Consider the following 21383-nt stretch of genomic DNA (forward strand, 5'->3'; position numbering starts at 1 on the left):
GGTTAATGCGTTGGTGGGGCGGGAAATCGCGAGGGGAGACGGGGCGTGAGGCAAATCGTTGATCAGATCGTCAATTTGCTCCAGCAGGGCATCACGGCGATCTTCAAGTTCGTAGATCTGGTCTGGCAGTGGTCGTTCGGCCAGATGTTCGCGATCTTTCAGTCTAACTGGCAGGCGCTACCGATCTGGAAGATCGTCGTACTGGCGATCGTCGTAATCGCGATCATCTATGTGCTCTACCGCGGCTTCTTCCAGCTCTGGCGGGCGGCCGAGCAGATTTTCAAAGCGTTCGTCGAGCTTTTGCTGGTGCTGGTATCGGTGCTGCCGTTCGTGCTGCTGGCTGGCATCATCGCGGCAGCGGGAAGCTATGTCATCCAGCACGTGAATTTCTAAAGCCGCGGCCGGTGCCTTCTTCCGGTGAGCTTGCGCTCTGCCCGTCGGGATCCTTTCCGAATACGATCTGCGTGCGCACGTAATAGAGCGTCACGAAGCAGATTAGCACGGAGATGGTTTTGCCCAAGAAGGGCTTCAGGCCCCATTCGTGAACCGTCAACCAGATGACGACGGCCGTGATGAGAAGCCCGACGGCGTTCGTTGCAAGGAATTCGAGAAAGCGGCGATGCTCCGACTTCGGCGACAGGCCATGCCGGAAAACGAAGGTTCGTGTCAGTCCGTAATTCACGATCGTGGCGATGGAATACGATATAACGCTCTGCAAAATGGGCCAGCCGAAGGCGTGGGTCAGCGTCAAGAAAATGATATAATCAATAATGGTCGCGCTTAGATTTACGCCCGTATAGAGAAGCGCTTCGCGGACCTTAGGGTTCATGATCGAGGCTTTCGTCGGTGTCGGCGGAGGATGGATATTTTGCAGCGCGGCTTCAAGCCGACCGCTTGCCTCGGGTCAAGCGGAGACGGGTGTTTCAGTCGTGTGTGGTGGCATTCAGCGGCAAGTTCAGTTTTCCTCCAATTGCGCCTATTTCCCCCTGCTTGAGTGGTGAAGACGTCGGGATATGGCATTCTGGGGAAGCTTTTGTGTCCCCCCGTTGCGAGTTCGGCCATGAAACTCGATCCGTTCGTTGTTGCCATTCTTCTTGTTGCAGCACTTCCGACGGCCGTCATCAGCTTGCGGTCAACCACCGGTTGGCGCGCGGGTATTGTGTTCGCGGCGTTCTATCCGGCGCTTGTCGTCGTCGTCGGCATCGTCATGATTGCGACCTTCATTTCGCTAGCCGCATTAGGAATTGTCGATCTCGATTGAGATTGATCCAATTTGTCATTGCGACGCTAGCCGCCGAGCAACGATGCATTTCGAAGTTTTCGAATAATCCGCCGTATTTCTGATGTTCAGTCACCATTCAGCCAATAAATTGGACATTCTGCACGCGCACAAACGTAAGCGCTTATGGCACGATTAGAAACAAAAACGGAGTTGAACATGCGTCTCGCACCATTCTTGGCAGCGTCCGTTGTTGCGATCGGTGTTACTGCTGCGGCTTCCGCACCGCAGGCGGCGACGTTCGCGCCCGCACCTCTTAAAGGAATTGAAGCCAATCAATCGCTTGCGGCGCCTGTTGCGTGGCGCCGGTACTGCTGGCGGTGGCGCCATATCTGCGCAGATCGCTGGGGTTGGGGCGGTCCGCGGTTCCGCCGCTGCATGTGGCGCCACGGCTGCTGAGTATTCGCCGTTCAAACAAAAACGCCGGCGACCGGACTTGGTCGTCGGCGATTTCATTTCAGGGAATTTTTCTCAGATTTGTTTATTCGTCCGTCGCAGACGGGTGGCGAGCAAGCCCATTACCCTCAGGGCGAATTGCGGATCGTCGCGAATGACGGCAAGGAATGTCGGCTTGTCGATGGCGACGACCTCCGTCGGCTCGGCGGCCATTGCGGCAGCACTTCGCGGTCCGTCGTCGATCAAGGCCATCTCGCCGAAAATACCGCCGGCGCGGACGTTTTCGAGGACGATCCCGTAGGTAATGACGTCGACGCGGCCTGAGCGCACCATGTACATGGCATTGCCGGCATCTTCTTCGAGAAAGATTTTTTCGCCCGCATCGAAGCGGCGGAATGGTGCGCCGATGCGGTCAAGAAGAGAAAAGTCGAACGGCTGCTCGTCAATCATGCGGCGCCTCCGGCGTCTGGCGCGAGATGTCCGATCAAGCTAGAGCCGTCCGTGTGCGTCTGCAAGTCGTAGGCCGGCCGACCGAGACGCGAAGGGCGGGGTAAAAGAGAGACCCCGCCGCCTTCCGATCACTTGGGGCTCGGTTACTTGGGAGCCAGGACCATCACCATCTGGCGGCCTTCGAAACGCGGCTCGCTTTCGACCTTCGAGATTGCTTCGGTATCGGCTTTCACGCGCTGCAAGACCGCCATGCCAAGTTGCGAGTGCGCCATCTCGCGACCGCGGAAGCGCAGCGTGATCTTGACCTTGTCGCCGTCTTCGAAGAACCGTTTGATTGCGCGCATTTTGACGTCGTAGTCATGATCGTCGATGCCCGGACGCATCTTGATCTCTTTCAGCTCGACAATCTTCTGGTTCTTGCGGGCTTCGGCGGCTTTCTTCTGTTCCTGGAATTTGAACTTGCCGAAATCGAGAATTTTGCAAACGGGAGGCTCAGCGTCGGGCGAGATCTCAACGAGATCCAGTCCGGCGTCCTCGGCGCGGGCAAGGGCATCGAATTTTGAAATTACGCCGACGTTCTGGCCGTTCTCATCAATGAGACGGACTTCTCGGGCCCGGATTTGGTCGTTGATGCGGGGCCCTGAGTTTTCCCGGCTCTGAGGCTCGGGGCGCATAGGTCTACGGATGGTAAAAGCTCCTCTTGCTGTTTCCGTTATCCACCGTCGTAAATGCAATTGCTCCGGCCTAGGGCCAGAGTTTCGCGATTGCGCAGAGTTCGTAACTCGGCGCTAAAAGTCAAGCGGAGATGACCGTCAGGTGGTGAAATCATGTTGGGCCGCGACAGAGGTCGGCACAGGGGCTAGCCGTCAGAATATGAGGCCAGCTGACTTGCGGTTTTCCCGCATTCGCAGGATCCGCTGCCAGCGGTAATAGGCCGTAATTCCTGCAAAACCGAGGCCGGTCCAGCCGCCGGTGAAGTGACCACGGGCGATGTAATATTTCAGAAAGTGCGCGGGGAATTCAGTCACCGTCCGGATGCTGAGTTCGATTGGAGATTTTTGTTTTGAATTCAAGGCGTTGTAAGTCGCGCGCTCGTCGCACTTGCGGGCCAGATCTTCCAGCGACCGGATCGAATGGTGATAGAGGGTGCCGCGGAGGTGGCCGACCTTTTCGTTTTTTGGCTCAACCGAATCAAACAAGGTCGAGTTTGCAAAGCGCACCCGCCGACGGTCATAGAGCCGGAGGCAGTAGTGATCATTGGCTATTGGGCGCGGTCTGGTCCAGCCGGGATAGACGATTTTGACGGCCATGCCATAGACGCTTTGGGCTGGCGGGCCTTTTTCGAAGATGGCTTCGATCGACCGGCGCAGATCAGGGGTTACGACTTCGTCTGCATCGAGGTTCAATAGCCAGTCGTTGCGGCACTGCTCTTCGCCGAAGCGCTTTTGCTGGCCGAAGCCGGGCCAAGCATTGAAGATCACCTTGGCGCCGGCAGCTTCGGCAATCGCCTGGGTCCCGTCGGTGCTGCCGGAATCGATGACGACGATCTCGTCGACCCAGTCGCGAACGGAGGCGATGGTGGCTCCGATTCGGTCTGCCTCGTTCAACGCAATGATGAAGCAGGAAACAGGCAAGCGCGACTTCGAGCTTGCGGTCGGTTCTTTGTCGCGTTGCTTCGACGACGTTCGTCTCGCGATGACGCGCTCGTAGACGGCGAGCGTCTTCGACTTGAGCTGGTCGAGGGTGAAGCGGCGCCTGACCTGAGCCGAACCGCGTGCGCCCATGGCCTTGCGTTCGTCGGGTGACCAGCTCAGCATTTTGGCGACGGCGTTGGCGACGGCTTCGGGATCTGCATAAGGGACGCGCAGTCCGGTAGCTTCATTCGCCGGAACATCGGGCTCGGTCAGCGCGACCTCGCGTCCGGGGCCGGTATCAGAAACGATCAGCGGCACGCCCATTGCCTGGCCTTCGATGGCAACACGCGGCAAACCTTCCTGCTCGGAGATGTTCAAGGCGATGTCGCTGATCGCGTAGGCGGCTGCGACGTCGCGGACATGGCCAGGAAAGCGTAGTTGATGCGCAACGCCGAGGCGTTCGGCCTGCGCTTCGAGTTCGGCCTTGAACGCGGGCTTTTCGATTTCGCCTGCGAGCACGCAAACGAGATCCGGCGCGCCGCGCTGCTTCAACAGACCGAGAGCGGAAACGAGATGGTGCTGCGCCTTGCGCGGTGTAATGCGACCAGCAAGCATCAGTACTGGTTTTGTGCCGTCGGCGTCGAGCAGCGTGCGCACCGCCGCCAGTCTCTCGGGCGTAAGCTTCGATGGATCGAAGACCTCTGAATCGAACGCGCGGTGGATGACGGCAATGCGATCCTCTGGCGTGTGATAACGCGTGCGAATGAGGTGCGCCATGTAATCCGAGACGGCGATGACCATGTCGCTGCGCGCCATCACGCTGTTGTAGAAGTTCTTGATGCGACCCTTCTCGGAATACTCGGAATGGTAAGTGGTGACGAAGGGAATGCCGGTGCGTCGTGCGGCAAGGAGCGCGCTCCATGCGGGAGCGCGGCTGCGGGCATGAATGATCGAGACGTTTTCGCGACGGATGATGCCGGCAAGTTTAGAAGCATTCTGCGTCAGAACGATCGGGTTCTTCGTTGCGAGCGGCAGAACGATATGTTCTGCGCCAGTGGCGACCACCTGATCGGCAAGCGGACCACCTTCTGAAGCGACCAGCGCCCGATGTCCGTTTTTGACCAATGCAGCGGCGATCTGCAAACATCCTAATTCGGCGCCGCCCGCTCGCATGCGAGGTATTACTTGCAGGACGGTCAACGGCTTGGTCATCTCAGCTCATCAATTGGGATTCGTTGGGATCAACGATGGACAGTTCCTATAAAATTCCGGGCTCTGAACCGCAAATGCTTCCTGTCGGTGTCGGTACGGAGGTGCGGGAAATCGCGTTTATCCACCACACCAAAGGCGAACCGGGAGTACTTTGGCTCTCCGGTTTTATGTCGGATATGGGCTCTACGAAGGCGACGGCCGTCGCCGCATGGGCGGATGGGCGCGGACTGTCATCGACACGTTTCGATTATTCGGCGCATGGGCGCTCGTCCGGCACCATGGAAGACGGCACCATCGGGCGCTGGCTCGACGAGGCCGACGCGATTTTCTCGACCATAACAAGCGGACCGCAGGTTATCATCGGTTCGAGCATGGGCGGATATATTGCGCTTCTGCTTTTGCGGAGGCTCTTGCGCGACCGGTCTCAAGAGGCTGCGCGCATCAAAGCGATGCTGCTGATCGCGCCGGCCTGGGACATGACAGAAGAACTGATGTGGAAGCGCTTTCCGGAAGAGACGCGCCGCGACATTATGGCCACAGGCTCTTACCGGCAGCCGTCCGCCTATGCGTCGCCTTATCTGATTACGCGCAGACTGATCGAGGATGGACGCAAACATCTTCTTGCGCGCGAATCTTTCGATCCGGGCCGCCCAATCGTCATCTTGCAAGGACTTCAAGACCCTGATGTGCCAGCTCCCCATACGAGGGAACTTAAGACGTTTTTGACGGGCGACAAGGTCAAGCTGATCGAGATTGCGGACGGCGAGCATCGACTGTCGCGGCCGCAGGATCTCGATCTGCTGTTTTCGGAACTCGATAAACTGGTCTAGCTATTTGTCGTTGGCCGACGTCACGTCGATTTCGGGAAGGCCTTCGGCAAGGGTGTTTTCGAGCCGTACGGCGCCTGCGGCTTCGGCTTGCGCTTCCGGCACGACCCAGATGCGAAAATTCTGAGTTGCGAGGCCGTTGCTGCAGGCCAAGCTGGTGCCGTCGACGCGGCAGGTTTTGTCGGCGGTGATGGTGTACGCACCCGATGAAGCACCACCGCCTTCGCCAACCTCGATGACGTCGATGCGATGCATCGGATCAATGATGACGTTGCGAAAAACGCAACCCGATTTGCCGCTGCAGGATTCCGCCGTCATGTCGTTCGTACCACTCAAGGCCATGGCTTGATTGCGCGGCAGCGATCGCGCGGGGGCGCGAAAACCGTTCGAGAGCCAGCAGGTATTGTCGATGCAGAGGATCGGGTCGGGTTTGAAGCCGAGACCGGTGTTATCGGGATCAAGAACGAGAAGAACGGTTGCCGCGGAGCGCGTGGGTGGCGTCGGCATCGGCGCGGGTTCAGAGCGTGTGGGCAGCAAATCGGCGGCCGGTTTCGGCGGCAGTGCAGCGAGCTTCGCGACAGGTGGCGCAGACACTGTGGATGATGGAACAAACTGCGGTGCCGATTCCGATATGGCCGGTTTTGCCGCCATTTGCTCTGCTTCTTGTTGTTTGCGCGCCAATTCTTCGGCCTGGGCGCGCGCCAGCATGTCGGCTTCGTAGTCTGCGCCGGGGCGTGCGAAACTCCGCTGCTGCGGCTCGGCGTCCGTGTCTGAGAATTTCTGCGCGATGGCTTGCGCGGGATCGACTGTTTCAGCGTGGGCCGTAGCGGCGGATACCGTTACTGCGGCCAACGCGGCAAGAAAGACTATATGCTTCATGGCAATCTCGCCGAAGTGCGCGTCGCGCAATGTGCGACGGCTACGATGAGACCATTATTCTCCATTCTGGCGGAATGGCGGAGATGATGTGACCATTTGCAAGAAACTTCACGGCGCAAGACCGGCGATCGCCTTCAGGCCTTCGATATAGGTCGGATAGGCCAGTCTGACGCCAAGCTCGGTCTTCATGCGTGCGTTCGAGACCTTCTTGTTCTCGATGTAGAAGCTGCGCGCCGCGGGCGACAGCGCTTCGTCCGTCGGATCGGTGGCCGGCGGGCACGGTACGCCGAGCAACTCGGCCCCGTATTCGATCACGTCTTGCGGCGGCGCGGGCATATCATCGGTAACGTTGAAGATATGCGTTCCCGGCGCGAGATTCATGCTGGCTTCGACAGCCGTCGCGATATCGGCGACGTGGATGCGGTTGGTGAATTGTCCCGGCTTGAAGATGCGCCGTGCAGTTCCAGCCTTCAATTGGTCGATGGCGCTGCGGCCTGGTCCGTAGATGCCGGGCAAGCGATAGATGACGAGCGACTTGCCGCTTTTCCTGGCGAGGTTGATCCAACCGGTTTCGGCCTGCAGGCGGCGTTGACCGCGCGTTGTTCCGGGGTTGGGCTCGGTCGTTTCATCGACCCAGTTGCCGTGGGCATCGCCGTAGACGCCGACAGTCGAAAAATAGCCGATCCACGTGATGGAGGAGCTGGCTGCGATGGCGTCGCCGAAATAGCGCAGAGCTGGATCGCTTTCGGCGTCGGGCGGAATAGAGAGCAGTACATGTGTTGTCGACTTGAGCGCTTCGGCGATATCGGCAGGTGCCGATGTTCCGTCGAAAAGAAAGGGCGTAAAGCCTTGCGCTTTCAGCCCTCGGAGCTTGTCAGGGTGCGACGTCGTTCCTGCGATCGACCAGCCTTGCGCCAACAGGCGGCGGGAAAGCTCGGCGGCACAGTATCCAAGTCCGAAACAGAAAAGACGGCTCATGCCGCTTGTTCCTCCATTGGAATGATCCATTCGGCGGCGACTTCAGGATCGTGTTCGCTATCTCGATAACGGCGCTGCAGGGCGTGCAGTTCATTGGTATCGGCGAGACGCCGCGCTGCCCAGACCGCCATGGCGCGAACGAGAGGGGACTCGTCGGCAAGAAGCGGTTCGATATGACGGAGGAGCGAACGGTCGCCGGAGTTTCCGGACGCAATGAGCGTGTTTCGCACGATGCGATCGCGTCCGGTGCGTTTGATCGGCGTGCCGGCGAAGCGCAGGCGAAAGGCCGCGTCGTCAAGCGCGAGGAGTTCGGCGAGCGGCGGATTATCGGTTTCCGGACGCGCTGCGTATTTAATTTCGGTCGCAGCGCCGGCAAATTTGTTCCACGGGCAAACCGCGGCGCAGTCGTCGCATCCGAAAACACGATTGCCGATAGCGGTGCGAAACTCGGGGGCGATATGGCCTTTGTGTTCGATGGTGAGGTAGGCAATGCAGCGGCGGGCATCGAGCTGATAAGGCGCTGGGAAAGCGTTCGTCGGGCAGATGTCGAGGCATCGGCTGCATGAGCCGCAATGGTCCGTCATCTCGGCATCGGGTTCCAATTCAGCCGTCGTCAGCATGACACCGAGAAAGAGCCAGTCGCCATGCTCGCGTGATACGAGGATGGTGTGTTTGCCTTGCCAGCCGAGACCGGCCTTCGCGGCCAGAGGTTTTTCCATCAATGGAGCGGTATCGACAAAGACTTTGACGTCCGCGCCGGATCGTTCGGCAAACGTGCGTGCCAGAGATTTGATGCGCTTCTTTAGGACGTCGTGGTAGTCGCGGCCTTTGGCGTAAACGGAGATAGCGGCGTTCGAACGGTGATCGAGCGCTTCGAGCGGATTGGTTGGCGGGGCATAAGATTGACCGAAGACGACTGCGCTTTTCGCTTCAGGCCAGAGCCGGAGCGGATCGCCGCGCCGATCGGCGTGGGTTTCCATCCAGTCCATGTCGCCGTGGCGTTTTTCGTTCAGGAAGTGGGAGAGCCTGCCGGGCAGATGCGCGTCGGATGTGAGCCGCGCAATGCCGACTGCATCGAGACCGAGCTTCTGCGCTTCGGCGCGGAGCATCTCAGTGTGATCGGAACTCGCGTTTCTGGCGTCAGGCATACTGCCATTTAAAAATCGAGATCCGAATAGGCAAGGGGCGGCGCGGTCCCAGGGACGCGGTCGCCCAGCAGGGCGCGGAACGACGGCCGCGATTTCATGCGCTGGTACCAATTCTTAACGGCTGGATAGTCGTGCCACGAGATTTCGCCCAGGTAGTCGCACGTCGAAATATGGGCGGCGGCGGCGAAGTCTGCAAAGCTCAACTCGTCGCCCGATAACCACCGGCGCGAGTCGGCGAGGTAGCCGGTGTAGGAGAGGTGATATTTGAGGTTGGCGCGGACGGCCCTCAGCACGCCTGGATCGGGTGCAATCGGGCCGCTCGGGCGCATCGAATTGTAAACCTTCTCGATCAGCAGCTCGCGGGTAACCTCGCGATCGAACTTGCCTTGGTACCAATCGATCAGCCTGCGGACTTCTGCGCGGTCTTCACGGTTGCCTGGAATGAGGGCTGGCGGCGCGGCGGTAGCGCCGTCGGCGCTGAACGGCATGTCTTCGGCAATAAACTCAGAGATCGAATAAGCGCCGCAGAGCGTCAGGCCGTTCTCTAGTTCGAGGACAGGCAATTCTCCGGCAGGGTTTTTGGCGAGAAAGCTTTGCCGCCATTCCCAGGGCTTTTCTTCGAACAGTTCGACGTCGACGCGGTATTCGGCAAGCGCCAGGCGGATAGACCGGGATCGCGGACAAAGACGGTATTGCGTAAGGCGCAGTGGCATAGCGTTCCTGATCGTAGTGGTGGCGGCACTATACACGTGGTGTCGTCAATTCGATGGCAACTCGGCCAAACGACCGCTTTGGAGTTGTTGGAAATTCTGCTAACGCTCCCTCGTTTTGTATGAGCCCGAGGGGGGAAGCAGCGATGGAAACGTGGCAAGTCATATTGCTCGGCTTGATCGAGGGATTGACGGAGTATCTGCCGGTTTCTTCGACGGCGCATCTCTTGCTAACGGAGCGTCTTCTTGGTGTGTCGTCTACGGGACGGACGTTCGAAGTTTTGATTCAACTTGGCGCAATCTTGGCGCTGCTGACGGTCTACTCCGCAAAGCTCTGGCGCTTAGCTGTGGATTTCCCGAGCGATCCGCGGACGCGGCGCTTCGTGTTCGCTGTGCTGCTGGCGTTTCTGCCCGCTGTTTTCATCGGCGTCGCGGCCCATAAATTTATTAAGGATTTCCTTTTCGAATCGCCGATGATCATCTGCATTTCACTCGTTATCGGCGGCATCATTTTGCTCGTCGTCGACAGGATGCGTTATCAGCCGCAATATGTCGATGTGATGGATATCCCGCCGCTTAAAGCGCTGATCATCGGATTCGTGCAGTGTCTGGCGATGATCCCCGGCGTCTCGCGCTCAGGATCGACGATCGTCGGCGGCATGCTGCTCGGAGCTGATAAGCGGACGGCGGCCGAGTTTTCCTTTTTTCTCGCGATGCCGACGATGACCGGCGCGTTTGCCTACGATCTCTACAAGAACTGGTCGATTTTGACGCCGGACGATGTCAGCCACATCGTGCTGGGCTTCATCGCGGCGTTCATCACCGGCGCGATCGTCGTGCGCTACATGCTCGACTTTATCTCGCGGCGCGGTCTGTCGTTCTTCGGCTGGTGGCGTATTCTCGTGGGCGGCTTGGGGCTCGGTGCGCTGATGGTGCTGCACTAGTCAGCCACAGTCTCCCACAGTCCAAGTGAGTGGCCGGCTCAGGCGGCGTGCGAGGTGACGGGGTTCATCAGAACGTTGCGCAACGCGTCGACGTCCTCAGCGTTACGCAGTCCTTCGAGCGTTGCTGGATCGCGCACGAGGCGGGAAATGCGGGCAAGGGCCTTCAAGTGGTCAGCGCCCGCGCCCTCGGGGGCGAGCAGGAAAAACAGAAGATCGACGGGTTCACCGTCGTGGCTCTCGAATGGGATAGGGTGTTCGAGCCGCGCGAAAATGCATGTGATCGCCTCTACCGTCGGAAGCTTGACGTGCGGGATCGCAATGCCGCGGCCGAGGCTGGTCGAGCTCAGCCGTTCCCGCTGGAGCAGCGCGGCATAGATGTCCGGCGCACCGGCTCCCGTTGCGGCCGAAGCCTTGGCGGCGAGTGCCTGCAGGGCCTGCTTTTTGTCATCAGCTTCCAGACGCGGAATTATCGCGTCGTCGGCAAGCATATCTTCGATGTTCATCCCAGTCCCATCCACGATGAAATGGCCGCCATTGTGGCTTGCCGCGCCGGATGACGGGCGGTGTCCACAGTCATGCAAAGTTAAGCCTACGCTTATTCCACGTGCTTCGACGCCGATGCGCCGTTCGGTTTTGCCCCCATGGGAAGATCGGCGTCGATCCACCCGATGTGCCCATCATTGCGCCGGTAGACGACATTGAGCCCTCCGTGGGCGGCGTTCTTGAAAATCATGAACGACGCTTCCGACAAATCGAGCTGCAGGACGGCTTCGCTGACCGTCATATGGCTAATATTGCGCTGTCCTTCGGCGATAATAAGCGGATTCGCCTCGTCCTGCTCGGGCTCGTCGTGATCGTTCAGGCTCACAACGTAGTCGCGGGCCTCGATATCGACTTTGCGCCGGGCGGTGGCGGATGAATGGTTTTTGATGCGGCCCTTGTAGCGGCGCACGCGCGTTTCGAGCCGGTGAGCAGCGGAATCGGCGCTGCTATAGGCATCGGCGCCTTCGCCATGGGCTTCGAGCAGGAGGCCGTTCGTCAGGCGCACGGAGCACGTGGTCTTGAAGACCTCGCGCTCGCGTTCCAGCCGGATGTGCCCATCGACTTCGCGCGCAAGGTATTTCTGCAGGACGGCGCGGATTTTATCGGCCGCATAGCTTTTGAAGGCGTCGCCAACTTCAACGTTCTTACCGGTGATTTGGATGGTCATGTAGATGCCTGTTCTGCACTGCCAAAGTGCGTGCCTCGGGACCGAGCAATGTCTGCTCAGAGGTTGCGAGCCACCTATCGGGACGTCCGTGAGGAAAGTGTGACCGCCACTTCTGACGGGACGTACCTGTTAATAGCGATAGGCTCGGCAAGTTCCCCTGTCAAATCACGCTTGGGCAATTAAGTGAAACGAGAAAATATAGGTTGTTCATTAAGTTAAGGTCATGGAGTTCAAGCCATGCCACCCAAACGTTCCACCAATCTCTTATCGCGGCGGCGTTGAACGGATGAGGGGATGCGCATGGCTTCCCGGTATTTGGCGACCGTGCGGCGAGCGATGTCGATGCCCTCGCCTTTCAGGCGGTCTACAAGCTGATCGTCGGATAGGACGTCTTCTGCGCTTTCGGCATCGATGAGCTGCTTGATGCGGTGGCGGACCGCTTCGGACGAATGAGCTTCGCCGTCTGCGGCGGACGCGATAGCCGAGGTAAAGAAATACTTAAGCTCGAAAATGCCTCTCGGCGTCGAAATATACTTGTTTGAGGTCACCCGGGAGACCGTCGACTCGTGCATCGAAATGGCGTCTGCTATCACCTTGAGATTGAGCGGGCGCAGGTGCTGCACGCCGTACATGAAAAAGGCGTCCTGCTGGCGGACGATCTGCTCGGCGACCTTCAGAATGGTCCGGGCGCGCTGATCGAGGCTCTTCACCAGCCAGTTGGCCGTTTGCAGGCAGTCGAACAGGTAGGTCTTGTCCTTTTCGGAGGTCGCCGTACGTGCGACCCGCGCATAATAGGTGCGATTGATCAGGACGCGCGGCAGAGTGTCACTATTCAGCTCGACGTGCCAGCCGCCGTCCGACGCCGCTCTGACGATGACGTCCGGGACGATGGGCTGGACCTGCACCGAGCCGAATTTCAGACCGGGCTTGGGATTGAGGCGCTTGATCTCGCGGATCATGTCGGCCAGCTCATCCATGTCGATGCCGAGCGCCTTTTTCAGGGCCGGTATGTTGCGACTGGCGAGTAGGTCGAGGTGGGCCAGCAGGCCCGCCATCAGCGGATCGTAGCGATTTTGGTCCTTGAGCTGGAGCGCCAGACATTCCGCCAATGAACGGGCAAAAATTCCCGGTGGATCAAACGATTGTAGCTTGGTGAGGACGCTTTCGATGAATTCCAGCGGGGCACCGAGCCGCTCCGAGATCGCATCCAGATTGGCCGGGATGTAACCCGCTTCATCGACAAGATCGACGAGGTACTGGCCGATTAGCCGTTCAGCGGGATCGGTCACGGTCAGCGGCAGTTGCGCGGCCAGATGTTCCCGCAGCGAAACCTGGTTGGCGACAAATTCCTCGAGGTCACTTTCGCCGTCGCCGCCATTGTGCATTCGCTGCGAGACGTTGGCCCAGCTCAGCCCGGATGCTGCGCCCGCTGCGGAGCCCGGCTCGCCCGTACCCGGCTCCTGGAAAACGTTTCCAAAATCGACGTCGAGGCCGCCGGTGTGATCGCGGACCGGCTCTCGCAGGTCGAGCCAGCTCTCGTCGGTGCTGCTGCTGCGTTCTTCCTGGCGTTCGTTCAGAGGTTCTTCGACGGATTTCGCGCCGCCCGTTTCGTCGCGTTCGAGCAGCGGATTGCGCTCAAGTTCGGTGTCGACAAACTCCGTCAATTCGAGGTTCGAGAGCTGGAGCAGGCGTATGGCCTGCTGCAGCTGTGGCGTCATGACCAGCTGCTGGCCTTGTCTCAGCTCCAATTTTGCTGAAAGTGCCACGCTATTTTGCTACTCCGTACTTGGAATTCCGGAGCGACCTATACTCAACCGGTATTAACGAACATATCGCCAAGATAAACTCGCCGCACATCTTCATTCGATATGATTTCCGAAGGCTTGCCCTGCGTCAGAACCTGACCGTCGTAGATGATATATGCGCGATCGATGAGACTTAATGTTTCACGAACGTTGTGATCTGTGATCAACACACCAATACCGCGTTCGGTCAAGTGGCGAACCAGCTGCTGAATGTCGCCGACGGCGATTGGGTCGATGCCGGCAAATGGTTCGTCCAGCAACATGAACGACGGGCGCGATGCGAGTGCGCGGGCGATTTCACACCGCCGGCGTTCGCCGCCCGAGAGCGCCATCGCCGCCGATTTTCTAAGCCGTGTGATTGAAAATTCTTCTAGCAAGCTGTCGAGCTGTTCTTTGCGCGCCTTGCGGTCGGGCTCGATCAGTTCGAGCACGGACATGATGTTTTGCTCGACGGTCAGCCCTCGAAAGATCGAAGCTTCCTGCGGCAGGTAGCCGACACCGAGGCGCGCGCGCTGATACATTGGGAGGTTCGTCACGTCTTCGCCGTCGAGTGTGATGCGTCCCTCGTCGGCGGCGACGAGACCCGTAATCATATAGAAAACCGTCGTTTTGCCGGCGCCGTTGGGACCTAGCAGGCCGACGGATTCGCCGCGTCCGACCGCGAGGTTGACGCCTTTGACGACCATCCGCTTGCGATAGGATTTCTTAACGTCGTAGGCCGTCAGCCAGCCGTCGGCACCGATGGCGTGGGGATCTTCCGCGGCCGGCGCGGCGTTGGCCACGCCGTTGCTGTAAGCGGCCGATCCATTCGGCGCCTCACGGTTCTTTTTCAGGCGGATGGGTAGAGCCTTAAACACCAAATACCTTGCCGCTGTTCGGCAAGCTCCCTTGACGCCCGAACTCAGGCCAACTCTGCGGCGCGGTCAAGGCGACGTACGGACCTGCCAACCGTCAGCTTGAATTTTCGATTTTCGGAGCTGGCCGGGATAAAAGACCGCACTCGGCCGGTCGGCCTTGAACACTGGACCACCGCCTTGGCCATCGCTGCTGCTGACCATCGCTCCGCTGCTTGTCGCCGTCGGCTCTGTTTTGATCGTGGCTTCGCCGGTTGTCATGTCGATCACGAGCTTGGTCCCGTGAACAATGTTCTTGCCTTGCGTTAGCACGACAGCACCGCCCATCGTCGTCAAATTTTTCTTCACATCCACTTCGGCCCAGTCGCCGGTCGCCGTCTGGCCATCCTTGGCGGTGACGACGACCTTCTTGCGCGCGGTCAGGTGGGTGAGAGAAGCGGCGGTGCTGGATGCCTTGCCGTCGTTGCTGTCGCCCATTCCGGCGCTGCCGGTATAAAATGCCGTAAGCTCCTGTGAGCGCATCGTCATGGTGCCTTGAACGGCTGAGACATTCCCTACGAAAATTGCCTTCTTGGCGTTGTCGTCGACGTCGAGACGGTCGGCCACGACATCATAAGGTGAGTTCGGGTCGGCTTTGAAGGCGGCACCAAACGCGATGCCGTCGCTGTTTTCATTGTCGTTATCAGATTTCGCCGCCGACGCCTTCGCCGGGTCTTTGACGAAATGCGCCGTGATCCGTCCCGCCGACGAACTTCCCATAAGGTTCGCGGGAGACGAAAGCTGCATCTTTTGCGTGCCGCGATTGTAGATGAGGCGCCGGCCTTTGAGCACGTTCGCGCCCTGGGTCACCACAACGGGGCCGGTCAGCGTCATCGTCTGGGCGGTCTCATCGTAATCGACACGGTCGCCGACGGCACGCCGGTCGTTGCCTTGGGTGAGGACGACGTTGCCTTCCAGAACGGCGGTATGGGCCAGAGTGTCAAACGTCGCCAGGTCGCTGGTTGCGGTCTGGCCGTTCGGCTGCTTCAGAACGACCGAATCTTTCGCGACGATCAGCTTGACCTGGGTTCCAGACGGGTCCGATGCGTTCGCCGTCTGCGCCTTGGTCTTGTCGTCGCCTTTGCCGGCCGGTGCGACCGAGCCCTGGTAGCTGACGACCATTTCGGGCGCTGTCATCGTCGCGCCGGCCTGGTTCGCGACGACGCCGCCGGTGTAGGTCGCGGTTTTCTTGATGTCGTCGATATCGAGGCGGTTCGATGCGACATCGACGGGTTGTCCGGGCTTGCCGAACGGCAGCGCATTCTGGTCCTGCTGATTGTCAGCGGAGGCGGCCGTCTTCTTGGGCTGCATGTGGGTCCGCACGTTGTCGAGGAAGGTATATTCCTTCGTCTTCTGGCGGATCTTCAGCTGATTGGACGTGATTTGACCGGCGCCCATGACGATCGTCGAGGGTTCGTTCGACGTGATGATGTTTTCTTTGGTCTGAATCGTCGCGCGCGTGAGTTTGGCATTGAGGCCGCCGTCGCCGGTCACGTTGATCGCGTCGAACAGTTCGAGGATGTTCGACTTGTTGTCGAAGATGCCGCGTGCAGCGGTGAGGTAGGTCTTCTGTTTTTTGGCGTCGGTCAGCTCGCCCGTTATGCGGTCGAGATGAACGGCCGTCATCGTTTTGAGATCTTGCTGCGCCGTTTCGGCTTTCACCCAATAGTGGCCGCCGTCCGAATTGAAGCCCTGATAATGCGGGTTGTGCATCTTCAGGTTGTCGGCAATGATCTTCGGAACCTCGATGGGTGGCAGCGTCGGCCCGACCCCCATGTTTTCAAGGATGTTCAATGTCGCGAGCGCCACCGTTGCGATGGCAGTGAGCGGTAGTCCGATTTTCAGAAATCGCACACGGCGGGAATGGCGGTGTGCAGCCGTGCGGCTTTGGGTGCGATCGCCGGCAATGACGATTCGGCTGCCCGATGCGCGTGACCGTCCGTGCGCGACGCTTGAAGTTTCAGCGGCAGCCATGCTGGCCATGCCATTGCCCCCCTTAGGTCCGGTAATCTCGCCTTAAATTGGGGAGACTTTGGGACCTTGTCGCCTGAGGCGATTTTTCCCGACTTTAGTGAGCGAATATGTCGTCGTCCTCGAAGCCGGCAAGATCGAGCCGGGCGCGTGTCGGCAGGAAGCCGAAGGCTGATTGCGCAAACTCGGCGCGGCCTTCGCGCACAAGCATCGTGTCGAGCTTCGACTTGAGCGCGTGAAGGTGCAGCACGTCATTGGCGGCGTAGGCCATCTGGCTTTCCGATAGTTCGGGTGCGCCCCAGTCGCTGCTTTGCTGCTGTTTGGAGATTTCAATTCCGAGTAGCTCGCCGACAAGGTCTTTCAGCCCGTGGCGGTCGGTGTAGGTGCGCGCCAATTTGGAGGCGATCTTGGTGCAGTAGAGCGGGGCCGTTTCGACGCCGAGATACTGCTTCATCACCGCGATGTCGAAGCGGGCGAAATGAAAGATTTTCACGATCGCCGGATCCGTCAGCAGCGCCTTCAAACGCGGCGCATCGTAGTTCTTGCCGTCGAACTTGACGAGATGCGCCGTCCCGTCGCCGCTTGATAGCTGCACGAGGCACAGCCTGTCGCGATGCGGATTAAGTCCGAGCGTTTCCGTGTCGATGGCGACGCCGTTGGGAAACGACAGTCCGGCAGGAAGATCGCCGTGATGAATTTTGATGTTGGATTTGGTCATGTTGTCTTTCAACGGTCTATCGCGGCTCTGGCGACGAGAGTTTCATCGCGGCGCTCGAAAACCTGGAGAAGCCTGGAAGTAACGCACAGCATTTGCGAGCACTCGGGACGCTAAGAGATTGATGTTGTTATGCGCTCGAGGACTCAAAGCAGTTCGTCTGTAGCATTCGCATATCGACGATAGCAAGCAGGGTCCTAAGTGTGTTCACGGTAATATCAACCGGGGGCTGTATTGAATGTCGAAAAGGCGTTAGGTCGCAAAGCAAACCTCGAGTATGCTCTCACCATCATCGGCCTATCGCCCGGGCGCCGATGGCTGAGAGAGGTACGTGTGCTCCCGCCTGTTTTTTTAGTGATGGAGCGCACATGAAAGGTACCTTCGGAGGCTTCGATAGCGCGCAAGTCGATATTCTTCAGATGACGTTCGATATCGCTTGCCGAGAGCTCGGTATTACACCCTCGGACGAAGAGGGGCGGGCTCGGGTTGCGAAAGCCGTCATTACCTTGGCAAAGGCTGGCCAGCTCGATCCGGATCGACTGAAAGTTCACGCGGTCTCTCGGTTCAGAGAGTACGACGGCGAACGGCTGCAGTAGTCGAAGCGATCAAAAGCGCAGATGACCGCTTGGATCAGAACGCCGGGTTTTTCGGCTTCTGGACGGTTGCCACGAGAAGCAGACAGATCGCCGAGCCGACTGCCGCGGCAAGGAAGCCGTCAATATAAGAATAAACAGCGGCCTGCTGAGCGACGGCCGAGCCAAGCAGTTTTGTCGCTCGTCCGGCTGTGACGGCGTGATCGGCGGAGTGCGCGCCCAGAGCGTTCTGGTACGTCGTTAGCCGGTCGACTGTCATGACGGACGAAGCGTCGACATGAAGTCCGATTAGGTTCGAATGAACCTGTTCTCTGACGCGCACGAACGTTTGCATGAAAGACGTGCCGATTTCACCGCCGAACAATCGGCTCATCTGCAAGAGGCTGCCGATTGTCAGCGCGTCCGCGGGCGAGATCGATTTGATGACGAGAACGATCAGGCTCGTCAACGCGAACGACTGTCCAAGCGCCTGCAGAATTTGCGACGGCAGGAAATCATTGGTCGCCCACTCGCTCGTCAGGTTGGTTCCCATCAGACACGCGATGCCAATCATCAAGTTGCCAAGCGCGAGCACGTAGCGGCCATCGACGCGGTTCAGGACGTAGCCGAGCGGCAGGACGATCGCGAACTGCGGTAACGCGATCCAAAGGAGCACCGACCCAACCTGCAATTCGCGGAAGTTCTGCACCGTCTGCAGGTAGCTCGGGATGATGTAGGCGGTCGACAGAATGATGAACCGGAAGCCGGCGAGCAGGAGCAGCAGCGGGATCAGGTTTTCGTGGGCGATGACCCGGATATTGACGAACGGGCTGGGCGATATCAGTTCGCGGGCGATGAACAGCATCGTCAGCAGGCCGCCGCCGACGAGCAGTCCGACGATCAGGCCACTGTTCAGCCAGTCGAGGCGATTGCCCTGGTCCAGCGCGGCATAGAGAAGGCCGAAGCCAGCGCCGGCATAGAAAATCCCAGGCCAGTCGAGATCGCGCAGTCGGCGGCTTAGGCCGCCTTCGACCGGCATGCCGTACCAGATGCATAAATACATGATGGGCAGTGCGATGCAGTACTGCCAGTCGATCCAATGCCAAGACAGATTGTCGGTGTACCAGCCTTCAAGCGAGGCGGCGACGTTCTGCGACAACTCCGAATTCATGGCGTAGATCGAGATGCCGTATATGACGAGGCCTTTCGGAATGTTCCGAAGAATGTAGCTGACCGTCAGTGGAATGAACGTTCCCGAACCGATGCCGCCGAGAAACTGCATGATGAGAAAGGCGGTGAGGTTCGGCGATAGCGGTCCGAGCAGGCTCGTCATGAAGAAGACGATAATGCCCATCAGCAGGATGCGGCGAACGCCGAAGATGGCGCCGAGGTAGGGCGAGGCGACGCCGATTAACATTTGTCCGACGCCGAAGCTGGTGGTGATCCAGGCCCCTTCATCGAAGCCGACGTGCAAGCCGCCGCGCAGATCAGCGAGGCCAAACGTCGTCGTGCGGCTGCCAAGCGTGCTCATCGTTGCGCCAAGCAGGACGCCGACCAGCCCGATATAGGGACGCGACGAAATCTTGTGGGTCTGCTGGGCGGTCTGCTCCGCGCCGCTCGCGGCTGCGAGGGATGGGACGGGAGCTGTCGCGGCAGCGGCGCTCATTTGCCGGAGCCCGACGGAATGTTCGGTGTGCCGGCCGTTGGGCTTGCTGCGGACTCCGGTGGTGCGGCGCCGGTATCAATCGTGGCTTCGACTGACATTCCTGGGCGCACCAGCGTGCCAAGAGCCGGATGATGGTCAAGCACGATCTTGACCGGAACGCGCTGCACGACCTTGGTGAAGTTGCCGGTTGCGTTATCGGGCGGAAGGAGGGCGAACGTGCTGCCCGTACCGGGGGACCAGCTGTCGACGTGACCAGTCAATTTCAAATCGGGAAAGGCGTCGACGTGGACGGTCGCAGGCTGACCGAGACGGATATTGGTCATCTGCGTTTCTTTGTAGTTCGCGATGACCCAGATTTCCGGAAGTGTGACGACTGCAATGACTTGGGTGCCGATGTTGACGAACTGGCCAGGTCGCACAAGACGCTGGCCGACCAAACCGTTCACGGGGGAAACGATGCGGGCATAGCCGACGTTGTTCTGGGCGAGGGCGGCCTGAGCCTTGGCGGCGCGGACTTGCGCTTCGAGTTGGACCTGCTCGACGTCGAGGCTTGCGAGAATGGCCTTTTGCTGGGTGAGCTGCGCCTTGTTGAGTTCAAGCTGAGCAGCTGTTCGCTTGGCATTGTCGTCGGCCTGTTCGACGCCTTGCGGCGTGCCGGCGACGCCGGATTTCAGCAGGTTGCGCTGACGTTCGGATTCCAGATTGTAGCGATCGAGGTCGGCGTTGGTGGCGTCGATGGTCGCTTCGGCCTGGCGGACCAACGCACGCTGCACATCTTTCTGGTTGGCGAGATTGGCGAGGTTTGCCTGAGCGGCGCTGACGTTGGCCTGTGCCTGCACCAGGGCGGCGTTGTAGTCGGCAGGATCAATCTCGACGATGAGCTGTCCTTTTTTCACCAACTGGAAATCGTTGACGGCGACCGATTTGATATAGCCGGACACCTTCGCCGCAAGCGGCGTCACGTCGCCTGAAATGAATGCGTCATCGGTCGTTTCGAAGCGCGCGGCTCCGGTCCAGCGATCCCAATGCCCGGCGACGTACCACGCGATGTAAATCGCGATGGCAACCGCCAGCACGCGCAAGGTCGTAAAGACCCAGGCGGGTGTCGCGCGGCGTGGGGTCGTTGCAGGGTCGGGCTGTTGCGTGCCGGCTGGGCTGTCGGTCATGACTCTCCTCGAAGCAGTGCCGGCAGAACATCATGGCCGTAGAGAAAGAGTATTCGCAACGGCACTATACATGGCTCGTTGCCCCATCTGGACGCCGAAGGGAAGTCCTAAAATTGCCGAAACGCACGATGTAGATGGCAGAGGTTATCAGCGGCTATCGTGGTTTTGCTCAGGCTCGACAGCCGTCGAGGAAAAGATGCGCGCAGAACTTCGCGCGGGCCTCGATTTCGTCGGGTTCAGGCACGTGGCCGACGCCGAGCATAGCCGAACGCTGAAGGTCCATTGTCATCATGCCGCGGATTGCGGAGGCAGATCTGAAGGGATCGTCAATTTTGAGTAAACCGCGTTGACGCTGGCGTTCGAGCCATCCGGCAATGGCGTTTGTGGTTTGGGTCACGGCGATCTCGTGAAAGGCAGCCGCGAGTTCGGGAAAGCGGTCGCTTTCGCCGATAACGAGGCGAAGAAGGCCTATGGTCTCCCTGCTCAGCGTCAGCGTGCCGAATGAAATGAGAATACGTTCGAGCGCTTCCGTCAGGTCCAATTTGTCGAGGCTGACAGGATCGACGGCCAGCATGAAGTTGCCGATCCGCTCGGAAATCACCTTCTCGAATAGATCAGCTTTGCACGGGACCAGACGGTACATCGTCTTGGTCGATATGCCAGCTCTCTGCGCGACGTTACCCATTGTGGTCGCCGCAAAGCCGTTGGCTTGAAATTCAGCGGTGGCGGCTTCGACCAGAAGATGAAGCGTCTCCGAGTCCGGCCGGACCTGGGGCCGCCCGCGGCACCGTTTCTGAACCGCACTATTTTGTCCCATGATCATTTTCCAAATTCACTTGACACAGAGATAATGGTCCCTATTTTGGAAAACAGCAAGTTTCTAAAAGAATTCTTCGGGCGCTAAGTCCGACATTTGTACAGGAGCCGG

The 21383-nt window shown here is 59.2% G+C and carries 22 protein-coding genes; 5 read left to right on the plus strand and 17 right to left on the minus strand.

Annotated elements, in window-relative coordinates; translation table 11 throughout:
* The first annotated feature begins 45 nt into the window (after window positions 1-45).
* Complete coding sequence (locus RLW41_RS12195) at window positions 46-393, plus strand: hypothetical protein (RefSeq protein ID WP_013946008.1); 348 nt, start codon at window positions 46-48, stop codon at window positions 391-393.
* Here RLW41_RS12195 and RLW41_RS12200 read toward each other — a convergent pair.
* The gene (locus RLW41_RS12200; RefSeq protein WP_409561982.1) at window positions 371-829 is read right to left on the minus strand and encodes a GtrA family protein; all 459 of its coding nucleotides are present in this window, start codon (window positions 827-829) and stop codon (window positions 371-373) included. The genes RLW41_RS12195 and RLW41_RS12200 overlap by 23 nt on opposite strands.
* Before the next feature lie 231 nt (window positions 830-1060).
* Between RLW41_RS12200 and RLW41_RS12205 the strand changes: the two genes are divergently transcribed.
* The gene (locus tag RLW41_RS12205) at window positions 1061-1261 is read left to right on the plus strand and encodes a hypothetical protein (protein ID WP_414461594.1); all 201 of its coding nucleotides are present in this window, start codon (window positions 1061-1063) and stop codon (window positions 1259-1261) included.
* 489 nt (window positions 1262-1750) lie between these two features.
* Here the strand turns inward: RLW41_RS12205 and RLW41_RS12210 are convergent, their stop codons facing one another.
* From RLW41_RS12210 to RLW41_RS12220, 3 genes are all read right to left on the minus strand, one after another.
* Window positions 1751-2125 carry a cyclic nucleotide-binding domain-containing protein gene (locus RLW41_RS12210; RefSeq protein WP_013946012.1) on the minus strand — a complete coding sequence of 125 codons (375 nt, stop codon included), beginning with the start codon at window positions 2123-2125 and terminating at the stop codon, window positions 1751-1753.
* Window positions 2126-2268: 143 nt separating this feature from the next.
* Entirely contained in the window at window positions 2269-2799 is a 531-nt protein-coding gene (infC, locus tag RLW41_RS12215) for a translation initiation factor IF-3 (protein WP_013946013.1), read from the minus strand.
* A 192-nt stretch (window positions 2800-2991) separates the two neighbouring features.
* Entirely contained in the window at window positions 2992-4971 is a 1980-nt protein-coding gene (locus tag RLW41_RS12220; RefSeq protein ID WP_414461595.1) for a glycosyltransferase, read from the minus strand.
* Window positions 4972-5006: 35 nt separating this feature from the next.
* On the opposite strand from RLW41_RS12220, the gene RLW41_RS12225 reads away from it, so the two are divergent.
* The gene (locus RLW41_RS12225; RefSeq protein WP_414461596.1) at window positions 5007-5801 is read left to right on the plus strand and encodes an alpha/beta hydrolase; all 795 of its coding nucleotides are present in this window, start codon (window positions 5007-5009) and stop codon (window positions 5799-5801) included.
* Here RLW41_RS12225 and RLW41_RS12230 read toward each other — a convergent pair whose 3' ends face one another.
* The 4 genes from RLW41_RS12230 to RLW41_RS12245 form a co-directional block, all read right to left on the minus strand.
* Window positions 5802-6677 (minus strand): hypothetical protein, encoded by an 876-nt coding sequence (locus RLW41_RS12230; protein ID WP_414461597.1) that lies wholly within the window; start codon window positions 6675-6677, stop codon window positions 5802-5804.
* Between the two features lie 108 nt (window positions 6678-6785).
* Window positions 6786-7655 (minus strand): SDR family oxidoreductase, encoded by an 870-nt coding sequence (locus RLW41_RS12235; protein ID WP_409561986.1) that lies wholly within the window; start codon window positions 7653-7655, stop codon window positions 6786-6788.
* The gene (gene queG / locus RLW41_RS12240) at window positions 7652-8803 is read right to left on the minus strand and encodes a tRNA epoxyqueuosine(34) reductase QueG (RefSeq protein WP_414461598.1); all 1152 of its coding nucleotides are present in this window, start codon (window positions 8801-8803) and stop codon (window positions 7652-7654) included. The genes RLW41_RS12235 and queG overlap by 4 nt, the downstream gene beginning before the upstream one ends.
* A gap of 8 nt (window positions 8804-8811) precedes the next feature.
* A complete protein-coding gene (locus tag RLW41_RS12245) occupies window positions 8812-9516 on the minus strand; it encodes a glutathione S-transferase family protein (protein WP_409561988.1) in 705 nt (234 codons plus the stop codon).
* 143 nt (window positions 9517-9659) lie between these two features.
* On the opposite strand from RLW41_RS12245, the gene RLW41_RS12250 reads away from it, so the two are divergent.
* On the plus strand, window positions 9660-10457 hold the full coding sequence (locus tag RLW41_RS12250; RefSeq protein ID WP_409561989.1) for an undecaprenyl-diphosphate phosphatase: 798 nt from the start codon (window positions 9660-9662) through the stop codon (window positions 10455-10457).
* Window positions 10458-10495: 38 nt separating this feature from the next.
* On the opposite strand, the gene RLW41_RS12255 is transcribed toward RLW41_RS12250, so the two are convergent.
* The 6 genes from RLW41_RS12255 to RLW41_RS12280 form a co-directional block, all read right to left on the minus strand.
* On the minus strand, window positions 10496-10960 hold the full coding sequence (locus tag RLW41_RS12255; RefSeq protein ID WP_409561990.1) for a PTS sugar transporter subunit IIA: 465 nt from the start codon (window positions 10958-10960) through the stop codon (window positions 10496-10498).
* A gap of 92 nt (window positions 10961-11052) precedes the next feature.
* Window positions 11053-11667, minus strand: coding sequence for a ribosome hibernation-promoting factor, HPF/YfiA family (gene hpf / locus RLW41_RS12260; protein WP_409561991.1), 615 nt, complete (start codon window positions 11665-11667; stop codon window positions 11053-11055).
* A 230-nt stretch (window positions 11668-11897) separates the two neighbouring features.
* Window positions 11898-13433 (minus strand): RNA polymerase factor sigma-54, encoded by a 1536-nt coding sequence (gene rpoN, locus RLW41_RS12265; RefSeq protein WP_414461599.1) that lies wholly within the window; start codon window positions 13431-13433, stop codon window positions 11898-11900.
* A 44-nt stretch (window positions 13434-13477) separates the two neighbouring features.
* Window positions 13478-14305 (minus strand): LPS export ABC transporter ATP-binding protein, encoded by an 828-nt coding sequence (gene lptB / locus RLW41_RS12270; protein WP_414464592.1) that lies wholly within the window; start codon window positions 14303-14305, stop codon window positions 13478-13480.
* Between the two features lie 90 nt (window positions 14306-14395).
* Window positions 14396-16348 (minus strand): LPS export ABC transporter periplasmic protein LptC, encoded by a 1953-nt coding sequence (gene lptC / locus RLW41_RS12275; protein WP_414461600.1) that lies wholly within the window; start codon window positions 16346-16348, stop codon window positions 14396-14398.
* 85 nt (window positions 16349-16433) lie between these two features.
* The gene (locus tag RLW41_RS12280; protein WP_414461601.1) at window positions 16434-17054 is read right to left on the minus strand and encodes a ribonuclease D; all 621 of its coding nucleotides are present in this window, start codon (window positions 17052-17054) and stop codon (window positions 16434-16436) included.
* 365 nt (window positions 17055-17419) lie between these two features.
* Here RLW41_RS12280 and RLW41_RS12285 point away from each other — a divergent pair, with 365 nt between their 5' ends.
* Window positions 17420-17647 (plus strand): hypothetical protein, encoded by a 228-nt coding sequence (locus RLW41_RS12285; protein WP_409561995.1) that lies wholly within the window; start codon window positions 17420-17422, stop codon window positions 17645-17647.
* Window positions 17648-17681: 34 nt separating this feature from the next.
* Here RLW41_RS12285 and RLW41_RS12290 read toward each other — a convergent pair whose 3' ends face one another.
* The 3 genes from RLW41_RS12290 to RLW41_RS12300 all read right to left on the minus strand — a co-directional run bounded on the left by RLW41_RS12290 (window position 17682) and on the right by RLW41_RS12300 (window position 21272).
* Window positions 17682-19289: an MFS transporter gene (locus RLW41_RS12290; RefSeq protein ID WP_414461602.1), complete on the minus strand. Its 1608-nt coding sequence runs from the start codon at window positions 19287-19289 to the stop codon at window positions 17682-17684.
* Window positions 19286-20455, minus strand: coding sequence for an HlyD family secretion protein (locus RLW41_RS12295; protein ID WP_414461603.1), 1170 nt, complete (start codon window positions 20453-20455; stop codon window positions 19286-19288). Before RLW41_RS12295 ends, RLW41_RS12290 begins: the two co-directional genes overlap by 4 nt.
* Before the next feature lie 169 nt (window positions 20456-20624).
* Entirely contained in the window at window positions 20625-21272 is a 648-nt protein-coding gene (locus RLW41_RS12300) for a TetR/AcrR family transcriptional regulator (RefSeq protein ID WP_414461604.1), read from the minus strand.
* Window positions 21273-21383 lie beyond the last annotated feature (111 nt).

It is taken from the genome of Hyphomicrobium sp. DY-1 (genome assembly GCF_047497105.1).
Lineage (GTDB): Bacteria > Pseudomonadota > Alphaproteobacteria > Rhizobiales > Hyphomicrobiaceae > Hyphomicrobium_B.